16 protein-coding genes are annotated in these 17,355 nt (G+C 73.6%); 12 read left to right on the forward strand and 4 right to left on the reverse strand.

What is annotated here, in order from left to right; genetic code table 11:
* Window positions 1–40: 40 nt before the first annotated feature.
* Window positions 41–724 carry a FadR/GntR family transcriptional regulator gene (locus GA0070216_RS12210; RefSeq protein WP_091244152.1) on the reverse strand — a complete coding sequence of 228 codons (684 nt, stop codon included), beginning with the start codon at window positions 722–724 and terminating at the stop codon, window positions 41–43.
* A gap of 49 nt (window positions 725–773) precedes the next feature.
* Between GA0070216_RS12210 and GA0070216_RS12215 the strand changes: the two genes are divergently transcribed.
* Window positions 774–2,147, forward strand: coding sequence for an MFS transporter (locus GA0070216_RS12215; RefSeq protein ID WP_245722461.1), 1,374 nt, complete (start codon window positions 774–776; stop codon window positions 2,145–2,147).
* Between the two features lie 9 nt (window positions 2,148–2,156).
* Here GA0070216_RS12215 and GA0070216_RS12220 read toward each other — a convergent pair whose 3' ends face one another.
* Window positions 2,157–2,513: an STAS domain-containing protein gene (locus tag GA0070216_RS12220; RefSeq protein ID WP_091244155.1), complete on the reverse strand. Its 357-nt coding sequence runs from the start codon at window positions 2,511–2,513 to the stop codon at window positions 2,157–2,159.
* Window positions 2,514–2,671: 158 nt separating this feature from the next.
* Between GA0070216_RS12220 and GA0070216_RS12225 the strand changes: the two genes are divergently transcribed.
* The 6 genes from GA0070216_RS12225 to GA0070216_RS12250 are packed head-to-tail and all read left to right on the forward strand — an operon-like array spanning window position 2,672 to window position 8,269.
* Complete coding sequence (locus GA0070216_RS12225) at window positions 2,672–3,532, forward strand: STAS domain-containing protein (RefSeq protein WP_091244158.1); 861 nt, start codon at window positions 2,672–2,674, stop codon at window positions 3,530–3,532.
* Window positions 3,532–3,951 (forward strand): STAS domain-containing protein, encoded by a 420-nt coding sequence (locus tag GA0070216_RS12230; RefSeq protein WP_091244161.1) that lies wholly within the window; start codon window positions 3,532–3,534, stop codon window positions 3,949–3,951. Before GA0070216_RS12225 ends, GA0070216_RS12230 begins: the two co-directional genes overlap by 1 nt.
* Window positions 3,948–4,367 carry an ATP-binding protein gene (locus tag GA0070216_RS12235; protein WP_091244163.1) on the forward strand — a complete coding sequence of 140 codons (420 nt, stop codon included), beginning with the start codon at window positions 3,948–3,950 and terminating at the stop codon, window positions 4,365–4,367. The genes GA0070216_RS12230 and GA0070216_RS12235 overlap by 4 nt, the downstream gene beginning before the upstream one ends.
* Window positions 4,364–5,380 carry a SpoIIE family protein phosphatase gene (locus GA0070216_RS12240; protein ID WP_091244165.1) on the forward strand — a complete coding sequence of 339 codons (1,017 nt, stop codon included), beginning with the start codon at window positions 4,364–4,366 and terminating at the stop codon, window positions 5,378–5,380. Before GA0070216_RS12235 ends, GA0070216_RS12240 begins: the two co-directional genes overlap by 4 nt.
* A gap of 23 nt (window positions 5,381–5,403) precedes the next feature.
* A complete protein-coding gene (locus GA0070216_RS12245; protein ID WP_091245225.1) occupies window positions 5,404–6,729 on the forward strand; it encodes an ATP-binding protein in 1,326 nt (441 codons plus the stop codon).
* Between the two features lies 1 nt (window position 6,730).
* Window positions 6,731–8,269, forward strand: coding sequence for a SpoIIE family protein phosphatase (locus tag GA0070216_RS12250; RefSeq protein ID WP_091244169.1), 1,539 nt, complete (start codon window positions 6,731–6,733; stop codon window positions 8,267–8,269).
* A 923-nt stretch (window positions 8,270–9,192) separates the two neighbouring features.
* Here the strand turns inward: GA0070216_RS12250 and GA0070216_RS35425 are convergent.
* Window positions 9,193–10,068: a helix-turn-helix domain-containing protein gene (locus GA0070216_RS35425; protein WP_091244172.1), complete on the reverse strand. Its 876-nt coding sequence runs from the start codon at window positions 10,066–10,068 to the stop codon at window positions 9,193–9,195.
* Window positions 10,069–10,099: 31 nt separating this feature from the next.
* Here GA0070216_RS35425 and GA0070216_RS12260 point away from each other — a divergent pair, with 31 nt between their 5' ends.
* From GA0070216_RS12260 to GA0070216_RS12275, 4 genes are all read left to right on the forward strand, one after another.
* Window positions 10,100–10,669 (forward strand): TIGR03086 family metal-binding protein, encoded by a 570-nt coding sequence (locus tag GA0070216_RS12260; protein WP_091244175.1) that lies wholly within the window; start codon window positions 10,100–10,102, stop codon window positions 10,667–10,669.
* 122 nt (window positions 10,670–10,791) lie between these two features.
* On the forward strand, window positions 10,792–11,328 hold the full coding sequence (locus GA0070216_RS12265; RefSeq protein ID WP_091245228.1) for a PadR family transcriptional regulator: 537 nt from the start codon (window positions 10,792–10,794) through the stop codon (window positions 11,326–11,328).
* Window positions 11,325–12,050, forward strand: a complete 726-nt coding sequence (locus GA0070216_RS12270; RefSeq protein WP_091244178.1) for an ABC transporter ATP-binding protein — start codon at window positions 11,325–11,327, stop codon at window positions 12,048–12,050. Before GA0070216_RS12265 ends, GA0070216_RS12270 begins: the two co-directional genes overlap by 4 nt.
* The gene (locus GA0070216_RS12275) at window positions 12,047–13,558 is read left to right on the forward strand and encodes an FtsX-like permease family protein (RefSeq protein WP_091244181.1); all 1,512 of its coding nucleotides are present in this window, start codon (window positions 12,047–12,049) and stop codon (window positions 13,556–13,558) included. Before GA0070216_RS12270 ends, GA0070216_RS12275 begins: the two co-directional genes overlap by 4 nt.
* 82 nt (window positions 13,559–13,640) lie before the next feature.
* Here the strand turns inward: GA0070216_RS12275 and GA0070216_RS12280 are convergent, their stop codons facing one another.
* Entirely contained in the window at window positions 13,641–15,734 is a 2,094-nt protein-coding gene (locus GA0070216_RS12280) for a S9 family peptidase (protein WP_091244184.1), read from the reverse strand.
* Between the two features lie 83 nt (window positions 15,735–15,817).
* On the opposite strand from GA0070216_RS12280, the gene GA0070216_RS12285 reads away from it, so the two are divergent.
* A complete protein-coding gene (locus GA0070216_RS12285; protein WP_342670719.1) occupies window positions 15,818–17,269 on the forward strand; it encodes an FAD-binding oxidoreductase in 1,452 nt (483 codons plus the stop codon).
* The last annotated feature ends 86 nt before the right edge of the window (window positions 17,270–17,355 follow it).

Here is a 17,355-nt window from a genome sequence, read left to right on the forward strand (position 1 = left end):
CCGTACTCCTGTGCCGTCCCGATTCTCCGTCGGGGACAACCTATGCCCCGGACGGCGGCTCCAGAAAAGCACCGGCCTCGATCGCCGCCCGCCCGGGGTCGCCGTCCCGGATCGCCGCCACCAGCCGACCGTGGTCGACGTACCGCTGGGGTTCCAGGGTGTCGCCCGTGGCCTGCGCGACGGTGCTGCGCAGGGCCGCGCCGACCGAGGCGTACAGCTCGGCCAGCATGGCGTTGTGGGCGGCGGCGACCACCGCCGTGTGCAGCGCGACGTCCGCCTCCACGAACTCGCCGACCCGGCCCGACCGCCAGGCGGCCTCCCGGGCGGCGAGCGCGCCGTCGAGCGCCACCAGATCCTCCGGGGTACGCCGCAGCGCGGCCAACCGGGCAGCCTCGACCTCGAACGCCCGGCGGACCTCGACCACCTCGGCCATCCGGTCGTCGGTGAGTCGGCGGGCCACCACCGGGGCCAGCTCGTCGGTCGACACCACGTACGTCCCGGAGCCCTGCCGGCACTCCAGCACCCCGGCGTGCACCAGGGCCCGGACGGCCTCGCGGACGGTGTTACGCCCCACCCCGAGGGCCGTCACCAGTTGCGGCTCGGTGGGGATGCGTCCACCGACCGGCCACTCGCCGCCGAGGACCCGGCCCCGGAGCTGCTCGATGGTCTGCTGCACCCGCTGACCGCGCGGGGGCACGGGCGGGGAATCGACGGACGGTGTCACCGGTTACACCAACTGCCGAAATTCATCCCATGATTGTAGGTTCGAGGTCATGACCCCGCCAAATGCCAGCGCCGCGGCCACCGCCGTCGGCCGGAGCGCCGCCGTCGTCGGGCCGACCGCCACCGCCGTGGCTCCGACCGCCGCCACCGACCGTGCCGCCGCCGCCGGCGGGCCGGGCGGCACCGCCGGAGCAGCCGGGCCGGGCGTCCACCGGCCGGCCCACCGCGCCCCGTCACCGGCCACCGGCGGGGCGCTGGTGCTGGTCGGGATGCTGCTGGTCGCGCTCAACCTGCGGGCCGCGGTGACCAGCCTCGGCGCGCTGCTCGACGAGGTACGCACCGGGCTCGGTCTCTCCGGCGCGATGGCCGGGTTCGTCACCACCCTGCCCACCATCGCCTTCGCCGGTCTCGGCGCGCTCACCCCGTGGCTGATCCGCCGCTGGCCGGCGGCCCGGGTGCTGGTGGTGGCGATGCTCGCCCTCACCGTCGGTCAGGTGCTCCGGGTGCTCACCGACTCGGCGGCGGTCTTCGTGCTCACCAGCGCGCTCGCCCTGGCCGGCATCGCGGTGGCGAACATCCTGCTGCCGATGCTGGTCAAGCAGCACTTCCCGCACCGCACCGGGTTGGTCACCGGGGCGTACACGATGGCCCTGACGGCGGGTACGACGGTGGCCGCCGCCTCCGCCGTGCCGGTGGCGCACGCCTTCGGCTCCTGGCGGGCGGGGCTCGGGGTCTGGGCGGCGCTGGCGGCGGTGGCCGTACTCCCGTGGGTGCCGCTGGCGCTGCGGGCACGCGCCGCCCGACGGGCCGGGCCCCCCTCGGCGGGCCAGGCCGTCCGCACCCGGGTCCGGCCGGCCCGCACCCGGCTCGGCTGGGCGATGGCGGTCTACTTCGGCGCGCAGTCCCTCAGCGGGTACGCGATCATGGGCTGGCTGGCCCAGCTCTTCCGGGACGCCGGCTTCCGGCCGGAGAGCGCCGGGCTGCTGCTCGCCGGGGTCACCGCGCTCGGGGTGCCGGTGGCCCTGCTGATGCCGACGCTGGCCGGCCGGCTCCGGACGCTGCGTCCGTTGGTGTTCGGGCTGACCGCGTTCTCCGCGGCGGCCTACCTCGGGCTGGCGCTCGCGCCCCGGGACGGGGCGGTGCTCTGGGTGCTGCTGCTCGCCTTCGGCCAGGGCGCGTTCCCGCTGATCCTGACCACCATCGGCCTGCGGGCCCGCACCGCCGACGGGACGGTGGCGCTGTCCGCGTTCGCGCAGAGCACCGGTTACGTCATCGCCGCGCTCGGGCCGCTGCTCGTCGGGGTGCTCTACGAGGCGACCGGCGGATGGACCGCGCCGATGGGCTTCCTGCTCGCCGCCCTGGCCGTGCAGACGACCGCGGGCATGGTGATCGCTCGCCCCCGGTTCATCGAGGACGAGCGCTGAGGAAACCGGTCAGGACGAGGCGGAGGTGGGGTCGCCCGCGACGGCCTCGTCGACCGTCGGGTAGGTGTGCAGCACCTCGACCAGGCCACTGACCTCAAGGATGCGCAGCACGCCGCGCTGCGGGGCGGCCAACCGGACCACGCCGCCGGCCTCGTCGCAGCTGTTCTTGGCCCGGACGAAGACCGACAACCCGGTCGAGTCGCAGAACGACACCTCGGCCAGGTCGAACACCAGCCGGCTGCGCCCCTTGTCGAGCAGGTCGGTGATCTGGTCCTGCAGCTGCGGTGCGGTCGCCATGTCGAGTTCGCCCGCGACCGACACGACGACGACGTCGCCGCGCTGTTCCGTGTGCACCGTCAGGGACATTCAGACCTCCTGTTATTGGTGGAACGGTATCCCACACACAGCGGGACACGCAGGACGGGAGCGCTTCCGGTGGGACCGATCATTCCTTTGCCTCGGGACAACTACCGGGTCTGCCTCCGGTGATAGAGTCCGGCCGGCCCAGCTCACAGGAGGTAACCATGGCGTTGACCGCAGACGGAGGCAACCGACTCGTCGAGCTGCTGACCGGGCACGGCGAGCGGGTGGTGCAGCGGTGGACCGAGGTCGTCGCCGCCTCGCTGCGCGGTCGGCTCAGCCTGGCCGAGCTACGACTGCAGGTGCAGGAGCTGCACGCTAGCATGATCAATGCTGGCGGTGCCGGTCTGGCCGACCTCCAGGTGCCCGCGGCGGGTGAGCTGCGGGCGGTGCTCGCCGACCTGTCCCGCAGCCGGGCCCGGCAGAGCTTCACCGCCACCGAGACCGCAGTCAGCATCTACGCCCTCAAGGACGTCCTGGTCGAGCTGGCCGAGACCGACGGCGCGGAGTTGTCGCTGCGGGACGTCGTCGACTTCACCGGCCTGGTCGACCGGATGGGGCTGCTCACCTTCGAGACCTACGTGCAGACCCGCGAGGGGCTGATCGCCGACCAGGCCGAGCAGCTGCTCGAACTCTCCACCCCGGTGGTGAAGATCTGGGACGGCGTGGTCGCCGTGCCGCTGGTCGGCACCCTCGACTCGGCCCGCGCCCAGGTGGTGATGGAGCGGCTGCTCCAGACCCTGGTCGACACCGGCTCGCCGTACGCGATCATCGACATCACCGGCGTGCCGGCGGTCGACACCCAGGTCGCCCAGCACATCCTCAAGACGGTGGTGGCCGCCCGGCTGATGGGCGCCGACTGCATCATCTCCGGCATCCGCCCGCAGATCGCGCAGACCATCGTCGCGCTCGGCATCGAGTTCGGCGACATCGCCACCAAGGCGAGCCTGGCCGACGCGCTGCGGCACGTGCTGCGGCTCACCGGGGTGGAGGCGTCCCGCCGCCACCCGCGTCGGGAGGCGTGATGGAACGGGTGCCGGTCCTGAAGATCGGCGACATCCTGCTGGTCTCCATCCAGATCGACATGTCCGACCAGACGGCGGTCACCCTCCAGGAGGACCTGGCCGAGCGGATCGTGGCGACCGGCTGCCACGGCGTCATCATCGACATCACCGCGCTGGACATCGTCGACTCCTTCGTCGGGCGGATGCTCTCCACCATCGCCTCGATCTCCAAGGTGCTCGACGCCGAGACGGTGGTCGTCGGGATGCGTCCCGCAGTCGCCATCACCCTCGTCGAGCTGGGCCTGTCGCTCAACGGCATCCGTACCGCGCTGAACGTGGAGCGGGGCATGGAGCTGATCGCGGCGACCCGCGACGACGACCTCGGGTACGACGACACACCCGGGGACGTGGAGTCCGCAACGGCGGCGACCTCGCCATGACCGCGGGAGTCGACCTGGGCGGCCCGCAGACCCAGGCGATCGGCAGTGACGAGGACGTCGTCCGGGTCCGTCAGTTGGTGCGTACCGTGGCGGTGGCGGTCAAGCTCTCCCTCGTCGACCAGACGAAGCTGGTCACCGCCGCGAGTGAGCTGGCCCGCAACACCCTCATCTACGGCGGTGGCGGCACCGCCGAGGTGACCGTCGTCGAGGACGGCCGGCGTCGCGGGGTGCGGATCGTCTTCGCCGACTCCGGGCCGGGCATCGTCGACCTGGGCCTCGCCCTCACCGACGGCTACACCACCGGTGGTGGCCTGGGCCTCGGCCTCAGCGGTTCCCGTCGACTGGTCGACGACTTCGACATCCAGACCGCCCCCGGCGAGGGCACCCGGATCACCATCACCAAGTGGTCCCGATGAGCTACGACGTGGTGCCGGACGCGGGCCACTGGTACCGGGTGGAGAGCGGCAGCGCCGCCAGCGCCGTCCGGCGCGCGGCGGAGCGCCTCGGCGGCCAGCTCGGCCTCGGTGAGAACCGGGTCGCCGAACTGGCCATCGTCGCCGCCGAGCTGACCAGCAACCTGGTGAAGCACGCCCAGGAGGGTGTCCTGCTGCTGCGCCCCGCGCGCACCGGCGACGTCGCCGGGGTGGAGCTGATCGCGATCGACTCCGGCCCCGGGATGGCAGATCTGACCGTCTCCTCCCGCGACGGCCATTCCACCACCGGCACCCTGGGCATCGGCCTCGGTGCCATCGCCCGCCAGGCCAGCTGGTACGACGCCTGGTCCCGGCCGGGTCGGGGCACCGCCTTCGCGGTGCAGGTGTGGGCGAAGGAGGTACGGGCCACGCCGGCCTGGGCGGCGGGGCTGACCCGGCCGATCACCGGTGAGCAGGTCAGCGGCGACACCCACGCGATGCGTACCGAACAGGGGCGGCACCAGGTGCTGGTCTGCGACGGTCTGGGCCACGGGCCGTTGGCCAACGTCGCCGCCGAGGCGGCCGTCTCCGCGTTCCGCACCGCGCCGGCCGGGCCGCCCGCCGTCGTGGTGCAGCACCTGCACCGCGCGATGTCGCACACCCGGGGCGCCGCGTTGGCGGTGGCGGAGCTGGACCCGGCGGCGGGTCTGCTGCGCTACGCCGGGCTGGGCAACATCGCCGGAACGGTGCTGGCTCCGGACGGCACCCGGCGGGGGCTGGTGTCGCTGCCCGGCATCGCCGGCCACCAACGCCCGACAATACGCGAGTACGACTACCCGTTCCCGGCCGGCGCGACCCTGGTGATGCAGAGCGACGGGGTGGTGGACCGGTGGCGGTCCGAGGACTATCCCGGGCTGACCGGGCGCGCGCCGGTCGTGGTCGCGGCGACCCTGCTGCGGGACGCCGGGATCCGCCGGGACGACGCCTGCGTGTTGGTCGCGAGAACGCCGTCGTGACCGCCCGCGAGCCACTCCTGCGGATGGCGTTGCGGGTGGAGCAGGACATCTTCGGGGTACGCCAGCGGGGCCGGGAGGTCGCCGCGGCGATCGGGCTGGAGCACCAGGACCAGGTCCGGTTCGCCACCGCGCTCAGCGAGGTGGCCCGGGACCTGCTGCGCACGGTGGACGGCGCGGACGTCAGCTTCGCCTCCGTCACGGAGCCGGACGGCCGGCGGTTCCTCAGCGTCGACCTCGCCCCGCTGCGTCCCCTGCCGGGCAACCGGTACGAGCCGCAGTCCGGCGCGGTGGCGCGATTGGTGGACACTCTGGGGCTGGCGGAGGCGGCGGGAGATACCGTCGTGAGGATGTCCCGACGTGTTCCGGCCGCCGCTGCGGCGCTGACCCCGGCGCGACTGGCCGAGCTGCGCGTCGAGCTGGGCACCAGCGCCCCGGCCAGTGCCCTGGACGAGTTGGCCACCCAGAACGGGCAGCTCATCGCCGCTCTCGACGAGGTACGCAGCCAACGCGACGAGCTGGCCGTGCTGAACGCCGAGCTGGAGGAGACCAACCGGGGCGTGATGGCGCTCTACAGCCAGCTCTCCGAGGAGCTGGAGGAGACCAACCGGGGGGTGGTGGCGCTCTACGCGGAGCTGGACGAGAAGTCGGCCCAGTTGCGCGCGGCGAGCGAGTCGAAGAGCCGGTTCCTGGCCAACGTCAGCCACGAGCTACGGGCCCCGGTGACCGCGATCATCGGGCTGGGGCGGCTGCTGACCGACTCCGCGTCGGACCCGCTCACCGCCGAGCAGGCCCAGCAGGTCGAGCTGATCCGGTCCTCGGCCGCCGACCTGCTCTCCCTGGTCAACGACCTGCTCGACCTGGCCAAGGCGGAGTCGGGCCGGATCGAGCCGGAGTGGGCGGAGGTCGACCTGCGGGCGGTCTTCGGTCAGCTGCGCGGAACGCTGCGGGCGCTCACCCTCCGCTCCGAGGTGGAGCTGCTGGTGGCGGAGCCGCCCCCGGGCACGGTGCTCCGCTCGGACGAGGTGCTGCTGGCCCAGGTGCTGCGCAACCTGCTGCACAACGCGGTGAAGTTCACCGACCGGGGCGAGGTGCGGATGCGCGCCGAGCGGGTCGACGACCGGGTCCGGATCTGCGTCTCGGACACCGGACCGGGCATCCCCGCCGAGCTGCACGAACGGATCTTCGAGGAGTTCTACCAGGTGCCGGGGACCAGTCGGCGCAGCGGCACCGGCCTCGGCCTGCCGTACGCGCGGCGGTTGGTGACCCTGCTCGGCGGCACCCTGGCGCTGACCAGCGAGCCGGGCCGGGGCAGCAGCTTCACGGTGGACCTGCCCGTGGCGGGGGTGTGAGGTGGCCGGCGCCCCGGCGACGATCCTGGTGGTCGACGACAGCCCCACCAAGCGTTACCTGCTGGTGAGCTGGCTGACCCGGGCGGGATTCACGGTCCGGGAGGCGGAGAACGGCACCGAGGCGCTGGCCCGGGTCGGGGTGGACCCGATCGACCTGGTGGTCCTCGACGTCCGGCTGCCGGATCTGAGCGGCTTCGAGGTCTGCGAACGGATCAAGGCGGACCACCCGGCGATTCCGGTGATCCACGTGTCCGCGCACGCGGTCGACGTGGTGGACCGTACCCAGGGACTGACCCGGGGCGCGGACGCCTACCTGGCCGAGCCGATCGAGCCGGAGGAGTTGGTGGCCACCGCGCACGCGGTGCTGCGCTACTACCAGGCGCGGACGCGGGCCGAGCTGCTCGCCGAGCGGCTCACCGGGTTGGCCGACACCACCGTGGCGGTGCACGCCGCGTCCACCTTCACCCGCCTGTTGCAGGAGGCGGCGGCCGGCGCGGCGCAGATCTTCCGCAGCCCGGCGGCGGTGGTCGCGGAGACCTTCGACGGAGATTGCCTGGCCGGGATCGCCGCCGGTCCGGGCGCGACGCCGGAGGTCGTACCGTGGATGGTCGACGACACCGGCGTGCCGACCGGCGCGACCGTCCGGGTGAATGCCCCCGAGGCCTGGGATCTGGTGCGCTGGCCGGCCGGCGACACGGTGACAGTGGCCGCCGCCAAGTTGCGGGAGGACCGCGCCCCGCTCTACGTGGTGGTGCCCACCGCCACCCAGACCGCCCGGAGGCCGGTGCTGGTGCAGCTCGCCCAGGCGGTCGCCTCGGCGGTGGAGGCGCAGCGCTCCTACGACGAGGAGCACCGGATCGCGGTCACCCTCCAACGGAGCCTGCTGCCCCGACGGCTGCCCGACGTCGCCGGTCTCGACCTGGCGGTGCGCTACGAGCCGGCCAGCGCGCAGACCGAGGTGGGCGGAGACTTCTACGAGCTGGTGATGCTCGACGGGCACCTGTTGGTGGCGATCGGCGACGTCGCCGGCCACTCGCTGCACGCGGCGACGGTGATGGCCGAGCTACGGCACGCGATGCGGGCGTACGCGGTGGAGGGGCACCAGCCCGGGATGATCCTGGAACGGCTCAACGTGCTGATGCGTACGCTGCTCCGCAACGAGCTGGCGACCCTCTGCATCCTGCTGCTGCACCCGCCGACCGGCCGGATCAGGCTGGCCAGCGCCGGGCACCTGCCGGCGCTGGTGACGGTGGACGGCCGGGTGGAGTTCGTCCAGCATTCGGCCCCGCTGCTCGGGGTGCGCGCGGACCGGCCGGAGGACCTGGAGTTCACCCTGCCGGCCGGGGCGACGCTGGTGCTCTACACCGACGGGCTGATCGAGCGGCGGGACACCACCATCGACGACGGCCTGGCCGCGCTGGCCGCCTGCGCGACGGTGGTCGACGACGACCTGGACAGCTTCTGCCAGCGGCTGCTGGTCGAGCTGGCCCCACCGGAGATCCACGACGACGTCGCGGTGGTCGCGGTCCGCCGCCGCTGAGCGGTGCCGGCTGTCTTGCGGTGCCGGCTGCTCTTGAGTGGTGCCGGTTGCCTTGAGCGGTGCCGACTGTTTCTCCGGGCTCCGCCCTGCGGTGTGCAGTGGTGCCCTCGGGCCAGGGCCGCGTCCCTGGGTGGTGGTCCCGGCCTCTCGACGATGGGTGCCGGGCTGGTCCCCGCCGGTTCGCCAGAGGTCGGTCGAGCCACGCGCGGTCGGCCTCGACCGCCACTGGAACTACTTAGAGTATTCAAGCCCGGGAGAGCGCTCGATGTCGCTCAGGGTGACCGTGGTTCCACCCTTCATCATGCACCTCGCCACACTTTGCTCTGCTGCCCTATCCGCGCCAACTTCTTGAGCTGGCAGTTTGCGAAGGCCCGGGAACTGCGCCCTTTCCCCTTCCTGACACGAAGAGTAGCTGTCGCCTGGATGGCAGCAGAGCAAAGGATGTGAGGTAGTAGGTGGGCGGATTGACTGTCATTACTCTTTGTAATTGCAGTAGGTGCGATGGTCGGCTGCCTTTGGGGCCGTTGGAAGGTCCATCTGCCCCGATCGTTCGGTGGTCCCGAGGTGTGGCCTGAGGGCAGCTCATCTCCTGGCGGAGTGGGGTAGGGCGTCTGTCTGACCCGCCGGGCCGAGCTGGCGGACCGCTGACGGGTCGGACCCCGGTCGGGTGGGACCCCGGTTGGGTCGGACCCCGGTCGGGTGGGACCCCGGTTGGGTCGGACCCCGGTTGGGTCGGACCCCGGTCGGGTCGAATCGTTGGCGGGTCGGGTCGGTGTCGTGGTCGTGCGGTGCCGGTGATCCGCACCCCGGTTCGTGGAGAGTTCCTGCGGCCATGGCGACAACAAAATTCCACGAACCCGAAGCGGCCGCCAGGTGGCCCAGGCGGTGGGGCGGCCGGCGGCCGGCGGGTGGGCGCGCGGGGATCAGCGCAGTGAGCGGGCGTAGCCGGTGGGGGTGCGACCGGTGACGGCGGCGAAGTCGCGGGCCAGGTGGGCCTGGTCGCTGTAGCCGAGGTCGGCGGCGAGGGTGGCCCAGTCGGGCAGCCCGGTGACGACCTGTTCGATCGCCTCCAGCAGACGGTACCGACGGATCACCCACTTGGGGCCGACGCCGACGTGGTCCAGGAAGAGCCGCTGCAACCGCCGGACGGAGAGGCCGTGTCGACGGGCGAGGTCGTCCACCCGCAGCACGCTCCGGTCGGTGCGGATCGTCTCGGCCAGGGTGATCGCCTCGACTGTCGCCGGGTCGGGCTGCGGCGCCCAGGCCAGCAGGAAGGCGTCCAGCGCCCGGCGGCGCTCGTCGTCCGTACCCTCACACCGGGGCGACGCGGCGGCGGACCCGGCGGCGTGGGGGGTGGTCAGGCCGGTGGCGTGGGGGCCGGCGGCGCGGGGGGTGGTCGGGTCGGCGGCGCGGGCGGCGGTGGGGTCGGTGCCGAGCGGGACGTGCCGGTCGGTGAGTTCGGCGACCGGGCGACGCCAGAACGGGCGGAAGCCGCCGGGACGGAACTGGATGCCGCTGACCGTTCCGGTGCCGGTCAGGGTGACCGTGAAGAGCGTCCGGCCGACCCCGGCCACCTCGGCGGCCTCCGGGCCGCCGGCATCCTGACGGAAGACCACGTTGACCGCCGGGTGCGGCACCACCTGCTGCGTGAACGGCGCGGTCAGCGCCCAGTCGACCAGCCAGTAGTGCTCCACCCAGGGGCGCAGCGCGGGGGCCGGCAGGTGCCGTCGGAACCGCAGTTCCCGGCGGAGCCGGGCCGGATCGAGGATGCCCCGGTCGTCGGCGCGTGGCTGTCGCATTCGTTCAAGACCACCTTCATACGCTGGCCGTATGCCAACGAAGACTAGTGAGCTGCTGGCCGCCGCCGCCCCGGGGACCGTGGCGTTGGTCCGGGCGATCGGCGACGACCAGCTCGACCTGCCCACCCCGTGCGCGGAGTACACCGTCCGCGGGCTGATCAACCACGTGTACGACGTGGCGGTCAACTTTCAGCGGCTGGCCGCCGGGCAGGAGACGGACTGGTCGGTCAAGACCGATCACGTGGCCGAGCCGGGCTGGCGGGACCGGTTCGCCGCGGAGGTGGAGCAACTCGTCGTGGCCTGGGACGACCCGGTCAGCGAGGAGGGCGTCGCGCCGGCGATGGGGCTGCCCCGGTCGACGGTCGGCCTGATGGGGGTGGCGGACCTGGTGGTGCACGGCTGGGACCTGGCGCGGGCGACCGGCCAGCCGTACCAGCCGGCGGGGGAGAGCATCGCGGCGCTGCACGGCTTCATGGACGAGATGGGGCCGATGGGTCGGCAGATGGGTGCCTTCGGCGCGGAGGTGCCGGTCGAGGCGGACGGGACCGCACTGGACCGGCTGCTCGGCCGTACCGGTCGTGACCCGGCCTGGACCAGCTGACCGCTCCGCCCGCCGGGCCGCCGCACCCGGGGGCGGGCCGCCCACCGAACCCGCCGGGCCGCCCCCGTCGGATCGACGGAGCTGGTTGACATCGGCTATTCGCTGGATGAATAGTGGGCTGGGTGTCCATGCCGCACGTGCTGCTCGGGTTGCTGGCCGCCGGCAACCGGCACGGCTACGAGCTGAAGCGGGCCCACGACAGCCGGCTGCCCCGGGCCAAGCCGCTCGCCTTCGGTCAGGTCTACGCCACCCTGGGGCGCCTGCAACGGGACGGCCTGGTGGTCACCACCGGTCAGGAACGCGAGGCCGGCCCCGACCGGACCGCCTACGCGCTCACCGACCAGGGCCGGGCCGCGCTCGCCGGCTGGCTCGCCGCCGTCGAGCCACCCATGCCGTACGTGACCAGCACGCTGTTCACCAAGGTCGCGGTGGCGTTGCTGGTCGCCGACCTGAACGCGGCCCGGTCCTACCTGATCGCCCAGGCGCGGGCACACACCGACCGGCTGCGCGAACTCACCGCCGTCAAGACGGCACCCTCGACCACCCTCGATGACGTCGTCGCCGTCGACTACGCCGTCGCTCATCTCGACGCCGACCTGAGGTGGCTGCGTACCACCCTGGCCCGCGTCGCCGACTGGCACCGGGAGGTGCACTCGTGAGCGGACTCCAGGCGCGCGGCGTGATCCGGTCGTACGGCCCGACACCGGCCCTGCGCGACGTCAGCCTCGACGTCGCCGAAGGGGAGATCGTCGCCGTGACCGGGCCCAGCGGCTGCGGCAAGTCCACTCTGTTGCACTGCCTCGCCGGCATCCTGCGCCCGGACAAGGGTGAGGTGCACTGGCGGGGGGAGCGGATCGACACCTGGCCCGAGGCGGCGCGGTCCCGGCTGCGCCGTACCGAGTTCGGGGTGTTGTTCCAGTTCGGTCAGCTCGTCGCCGAGTTGACCGCGGTGGAGAACGTCGCCCTGCCCCTGCTCCTCGCCGGCACGGGGCGGCGAGAAGCAGGGCAGGCGGCGTGCGAGTGGCTGGACCGGTTCGGCGTCGCCGACCTCGCCGACGTGCGCCCCGGCGCGATGTCCGGCGGGCAGCAGCAGCGCTGCGCCATGGCCCGTGCCCTGATCACCGGACCCCGGGTGATCTTCGCCGACGAGCCGACCGGTGCCCTCGACACACTCAGCGGCGAGGAGGTCCTCACCCAGCTCGTCCGGTTCGCCCGCGAGCAGGGCACCACCATCGTCCTGGTCACCCACGAACCCCGGATCGCCGCGTACGCCGACCGGGAGGTGATGCTCCGCGACGGCGTGGTCGACCCGACCGGCCTCGGCCTGGACGAACCCCTCGTCCCGGTCCCGGCGGCCGGTCCCGGCGCGGGCCCCCGGTGAGGCCCGGCGTCGCGCTGCGGCTCGCCCTGGCCGGCAACCGCACCGACACCGCCCGGGTCGTCCTCACCGCGCTGAGCGCCGCCCTGGCCAGCCTCGCCGGGCTGGCCGCCCTCACCGTGCTGGCCATCCCGACCCCACCCGGCGAGCCGGGCAGCAACAACTCCGAGCAGTACACCAACGCGCTGCTCCGCGAGCCCGGTCTGCGCGGCGGGACGGCGGTCGCGCTGCTGCTGCTCGCCGTGCCGGTGCTCGCCCTGGCCGGGCAGTGCGTCCGGCTCGGCGCCCCGGCCCGCGACCGTCGACTCGCCGGGTTCCGACTGGCCGGAGCCACCCCCGGGCAGGTGACCGGGCTGGTCGCGGTGGAGGCCGGGCTGGCCAGCCTGCTCGGCACCCTCGTCGGGCTGGTGACCTATCTGGTCGGCCGGGTGCTGCTGCACCGGCCCGACTCCCGAGGGCTGCTGCCCCTGCCCACCGATGTGCTGCCGTCGCCGTTGGCGATCGGGGCGGTGGTGCTGGGCCTGCCGGTGCTGGCCGGGCTGGTCGGTGTCGTCCTGCTCCGCCGGGTCACCGCGACCCCGCTCGGCGTGGTCCGGCAGATCCGCCGGGAACGTGCCCCGGGGCCGTGGGCCGGGCTGCTGATCGTGGCCGGGCTGGCCGCATTCGGCCTGCTCGTCCCGATCGGCCAGTGGTACGCCGACCGAGGCCAGGAACCACCGCCGATGCTGGAGCCGGCGCTGATGCTCGGCGGTGGGCTGGCCGCGCTGGTCGGGGTGGTGGTCGGCACCGGCTGGCTGTCGTACACGGTCGGGCGGCTGCTGCACCGGCACGGTCGCGGGCCGGCCGTGCTGCTGGCCTCCCGCCGGTTGACCGCCGATCCATGGGCCGGCAGCCGTACCCTGGCCGCCCTGCTGGCGGCGGTGGTCGTGGGTGCGGGCGCGGCCGGGTTACGGGCCTCCATGATCGCCGACATGGCGGCGAACCGGGCCGGCGGCCAGGGCTTCGCCGCCGATGACGACTTCTACCTCAACACCATGGACCTGGTCGACAGGGCGGTCCACGTGGCCATCGCGCTGGCCGCCGGTGGCCTGGTCGTCGCCCTGGTCGAGGGGATCGTCGCCCGCCGTCGGACGTACGCGGCACTGGTGGCCTCGGGGGTCCCCCGCAGCGTCATCGGCCGTTCCGTCGGGTGGCAGGCGCTTGCCCCGGCGGTGCCGGCCATCGCGCTGGCGCTCGCCGTCGGCCTGCTGCTCACCTGGGGCGTCGCGGGCCGTCCACGCACCTACGGGGGGCACTCCATCCAGGTGTGCACCGGTGACGCCGCCCGCTGCGTCGACCCGTCGGCCCTGCGTGAGGTGTGGGTGCCCGAGGGCGTGGTGAGACCTGAGCTGCCGTGGGAGCAGCTCGCCTGGGTCGGTGCGGGTGCCCTGGCCGCCGTGCTGGTCACGGTCGGCACCGGCCTGCTCTTCCTGCGGATGAGCACCGCCGTCGAGGAACTCCGCACCGGCTGACCGCGATCAGCCGGTGCGGAAACGGCAACCGCCCGCCAGCCCGGGGACCGGCCCCGGCCCGGCGGGGGACCGGCGGCGGCGGTCAGGCCCGACCCAGCCGGTCGAGGATCCAGGCGTTGACGAACGCCTCCTCACGCCAGGCGTCGTACCGGCCGCTGGGGCCGCCGTGGCCGGCACCCATCTCGGTCTTGAGCAGGTAGTCGCCCTGCGGGGCCACCGCGCGCAGCCGGGCGATCCACTTGGCCGGCTCGTGGTAGAGCACCCGGGTGTCGTTGAGGCTGGTCACCGCCAGGATCGCCGGATAGTCGGCGGCGGTGACGTTCTCGTACGGGGTGTACGACTTCATGTACGCGTACACCTCCGGGTCGGCGAGCGGGTTGCCCCACTCCTCCCACTCGGTGACGGTCAACGGCAGCGACGGGTCGAGGATCGAGGTGAGCGCGTCCACGAAGGGCACCTGCGCGACGATCCCGGTGAACGCGTCCGGGGCGATGTTGGCGACCGCGCCCATCAGCAGGCCACCCGCCGAGGCGCCCCGGGCGACCAGCCGGTCGCTGGCTGTCCAGCCGGCCTTGACCAGGTGCCGGGCGCAGGCGACGAAGTCGGTGAAGGTGTTCTTCTTGGCCAGCAGCTTGCCCTCGTCGTACCAGCGGCGGCCCAGTTCGCCGCCGCCCCGGATGTGCGCCACGGCGAAGACGACACCCCGGTCGAGCAGGCTGAGCCGGGCGATGGAGAACCACGGGTCCATGCTGGCCTCGTACGAGCCGTACCCGTAGATGACGGCGGGGGCGGAGCCGTCACGCGGGGTGTCCCGGCGGCAGACCAGCGAGATCGGTACCCGGGTGCCGTCGTCGGCGAGGGCCCACTCGCGGTGCTGCTCGTAGTCGCCCGGGTCGTACGCGCGACCGTCCGGCCCGGGGAGCACCGGTTTGCGGCGACGCAGCGTCAGCTCCCGGGTGACCAGGTCGTAGTCGTAGACCGAGTCGGGGGTGACCAGCGAGGTGTAGCGGAACCGGAGCTGCCGGGTGCGGTATTCCGGGTTGGCGTCCAACCCGACACTGTGGATCGGCTCGGGGAACTCGATGTCGTGGCCGTCGCCGCCGACGGGGAGCACCCGCAGGCCGGTCAGCCCGTTGCTGCGCAGCGAGACCACCAGGTGGTCGGCGAACGCGTCGACCGACTCCAGCCGGGTGCCGGGGCTGTGCGGGATCAGCGGCACCCAGTCGCTGGGGGCGTCCGCCGAGGTGTACGCCAGCGCGAAGTCCTCCGCGTCGTCGTTGTGCAGGATCAGGAACCGGTGGCCGTGGTGTTCGACGCTGTATTCCACGCCCTGCCGGCGGGGGGCGATCACCGCCGGCTCGCCGGTCGGGTTGTCGGCCGGGATCACCCGAACCTCGCTGGTGACCTTGCTGGTGCTGTCGATGAGCACGAACCGCTCGGAGCGGGTCAGCTCGACGCCCACCCAGAACCGCTCGTCGTCCTCCAGGTGCACCACCACGTCCTCGCCCGACGGGGTGCCGACGGTGTGCCGCCACACCCGGTTCGGCCGCCACGCCTCGTCGACGGTGATGTAGAACAGCACGGTCGCGTCGGCCGACCAGGCCGTGCCGTAGAAGGTGTCGGGCACCTCGTCGCCGAGCAGCTCGCCGGTGCTCAGGTCCTTGATCCGTAGGGTGAAGCGTTCGTCGCCGGAGAAGTCCGTCGAGTAGGCCAGCCAGCGCCCGTCGGGGCTCACGTCGAACGCGCCGAGGGAGAAGAAGTCGTGCCCCTCGGCGAGCTGGTTGCCGTCGAGCAGCACCTCCTCGCCGTCGAGCGGGGCGCCGTCCGCGCTGACCGGGGGAGCGGTCTCGCCGTCGCGGACCGGGCGGCGGCAGTGCACGCCGTACTGCTGGCCCTCGATCGTGCGGGTGTAGTACCAGTGGCCGCCCTTGCGGGTGGGGACCGACAGGTCGGTCTCCTGGGTGCGCTGCCGGGTCTCGGCGAACAACGTGCCGCGTAACGCTTCCAGGTGCGCGGTGCGCTGCTCGGTGTAGGCGTTCTCGGCCGTCAGGTGGGCGATGGTCGCCGGGTCGTCCTTGGCGGCCAGCCAGGCGTACTCGTCGACGACGGTGTCGCCGTGGTGGGTGCGCTCCGCGGGGACCTGTCGGGCGACGGGCGGGGTGGTCTCGGTGGTCACGCCGCCACGTTACCGGCCCGTCGCACTGCGCGGCGCGGCCGAATCGCCACCCACCCTTTTAGAACATGTGTACGATGACTGCCATGTCGACGGGAGCGGGTTCGATCGGTGCAGCGGAGATCACCCGGCGGTTGGCCGAGATCTGCGGTCCCTCCTTCGCCCGGTTCGCGGGCGCGGCCGACGAGGTCGCCGGTCGGCTCGCCCGGTGGGTGGCCGTCCCGGGCGGGCCCCGGGCGGCGGCCGAGGTGCTGCGGCTCGCCGCCCGGCACGACCTGTCGGTGGTGCCCCGGGGCGCCGGCACGAAGATCGACTGGGGTGCCGTGCCGGCCCGGGTCGACATTATGCTCGACACCGGCCGGCTCGCCGGGGTCGGCCACCAGCCGGCAGCCTCGTCGGCGGCTTCCTCGGCGGCCTCCCCGGTGGTCGAGGTGGGTGCCGGCACCCCGCTGCGGGCCGTGCAGGCCACCCTGGAACGCGCCGGCCGTCGGCTGGCCCTCGACCCGCCGTCACCCGGGGCCACCCTCGGTGGGGTGCTCGCCGCCGACGAGTCCGGCCCGCTGCGGCACCGGTACGGCACCGCCTGCGAGCAGCTCGTCGGCCTGCGTTGGCTGAACGCCGACGGCGAGTTGGTCAGTGCCGGCCGCAGCGCCGCGGAGCTGTCCGGGGCGACCCCACCCGTCGGTCTCGACCTGGGCCGGTTGCTCTGCGGCTCGCAGGGCGGGCTGGGCGTGCTCGTCTCGGCGACGCTGCGGGCGCAGGCACTCCCGACGAGCCAGGTCTGGGTGTCCCGGCCGGTGTGGAGCCCGTTGGAGGTGCACGACCTGGTCCGGGCGGTGTTCGCCGCCGACCTCGACCCGGCGGCCGTCGAGCTGGACCTGCCGGCCACCGGGTCCCCGCCGCGTCCGGTCGCCGCCCCGGCGGCGGGCGCGACGTCGGGGCCGCCCGGTCGACCGATGTCCGCCGCCGAGGCGTCGGCCCGCGCCAACCATCCCGCGATGGCCGGCCGACGGCCCGATCCGCTGCCCGTCCGGGGCAGCGCCGGTGAGTTGACGGTCCTGCTGGAGGGCGGTCGGTCCGAGGTGGCCGAGCGGGCGGACCGCCTGCTGGCCGTGCTCGGCGGTGCGGCGAGCGTCGCCCCGTACGCCCCGGCCTGGTGGCGGCGCTACCCGTTCGCCCCGGGCGACACCGCGCTGCGGGTCGAGGCCCCGGCCAAGGACCTGCACGCCGCCGTCTATGCGCTGCGCGACGCCGCCGGCACGCCCCTGTCGGTGCGTGGCTCCGCAGGCGTGGGCGTGGTGCACGCCGCGCTGCCCGGGTCGTTCGCCGTCGACCGGGTGGCCGGCATCCTGGCCGCCGTCCGGGGGGTGCTGCTCGCCCGCCGGGGCCGGTGCGTGGTGGTGGCCGCCCCGTCGGCGGTCCGTCGCGAGGTCGACGTGTGGGGGGAGGCGGCGGTGATCCCCCGGCTGCGGGAGGCGAAGGAGCACCTCGACCCGCACCGCCGACTTGCCCCCGGCCGCCTCCCTGGCGGCCTCTGACAGCCCGCGCACCACATGACGCCCCGGCCCCGGCCCCTGCCCCGGCTGCCAGCTCGATGATCGACTCATTGTCAGCGCAATTGCGG

The sequence above is a fragment of the Micromonospora matsumotoense genome (genome assembly GCF_900091525.1).
GTDB lineage: Bacteria > Actinomycetota > Actinomycetes > Mycobacteriales > Micromonosporaceae > Micromonospora > Micromonospora matsumotoensis.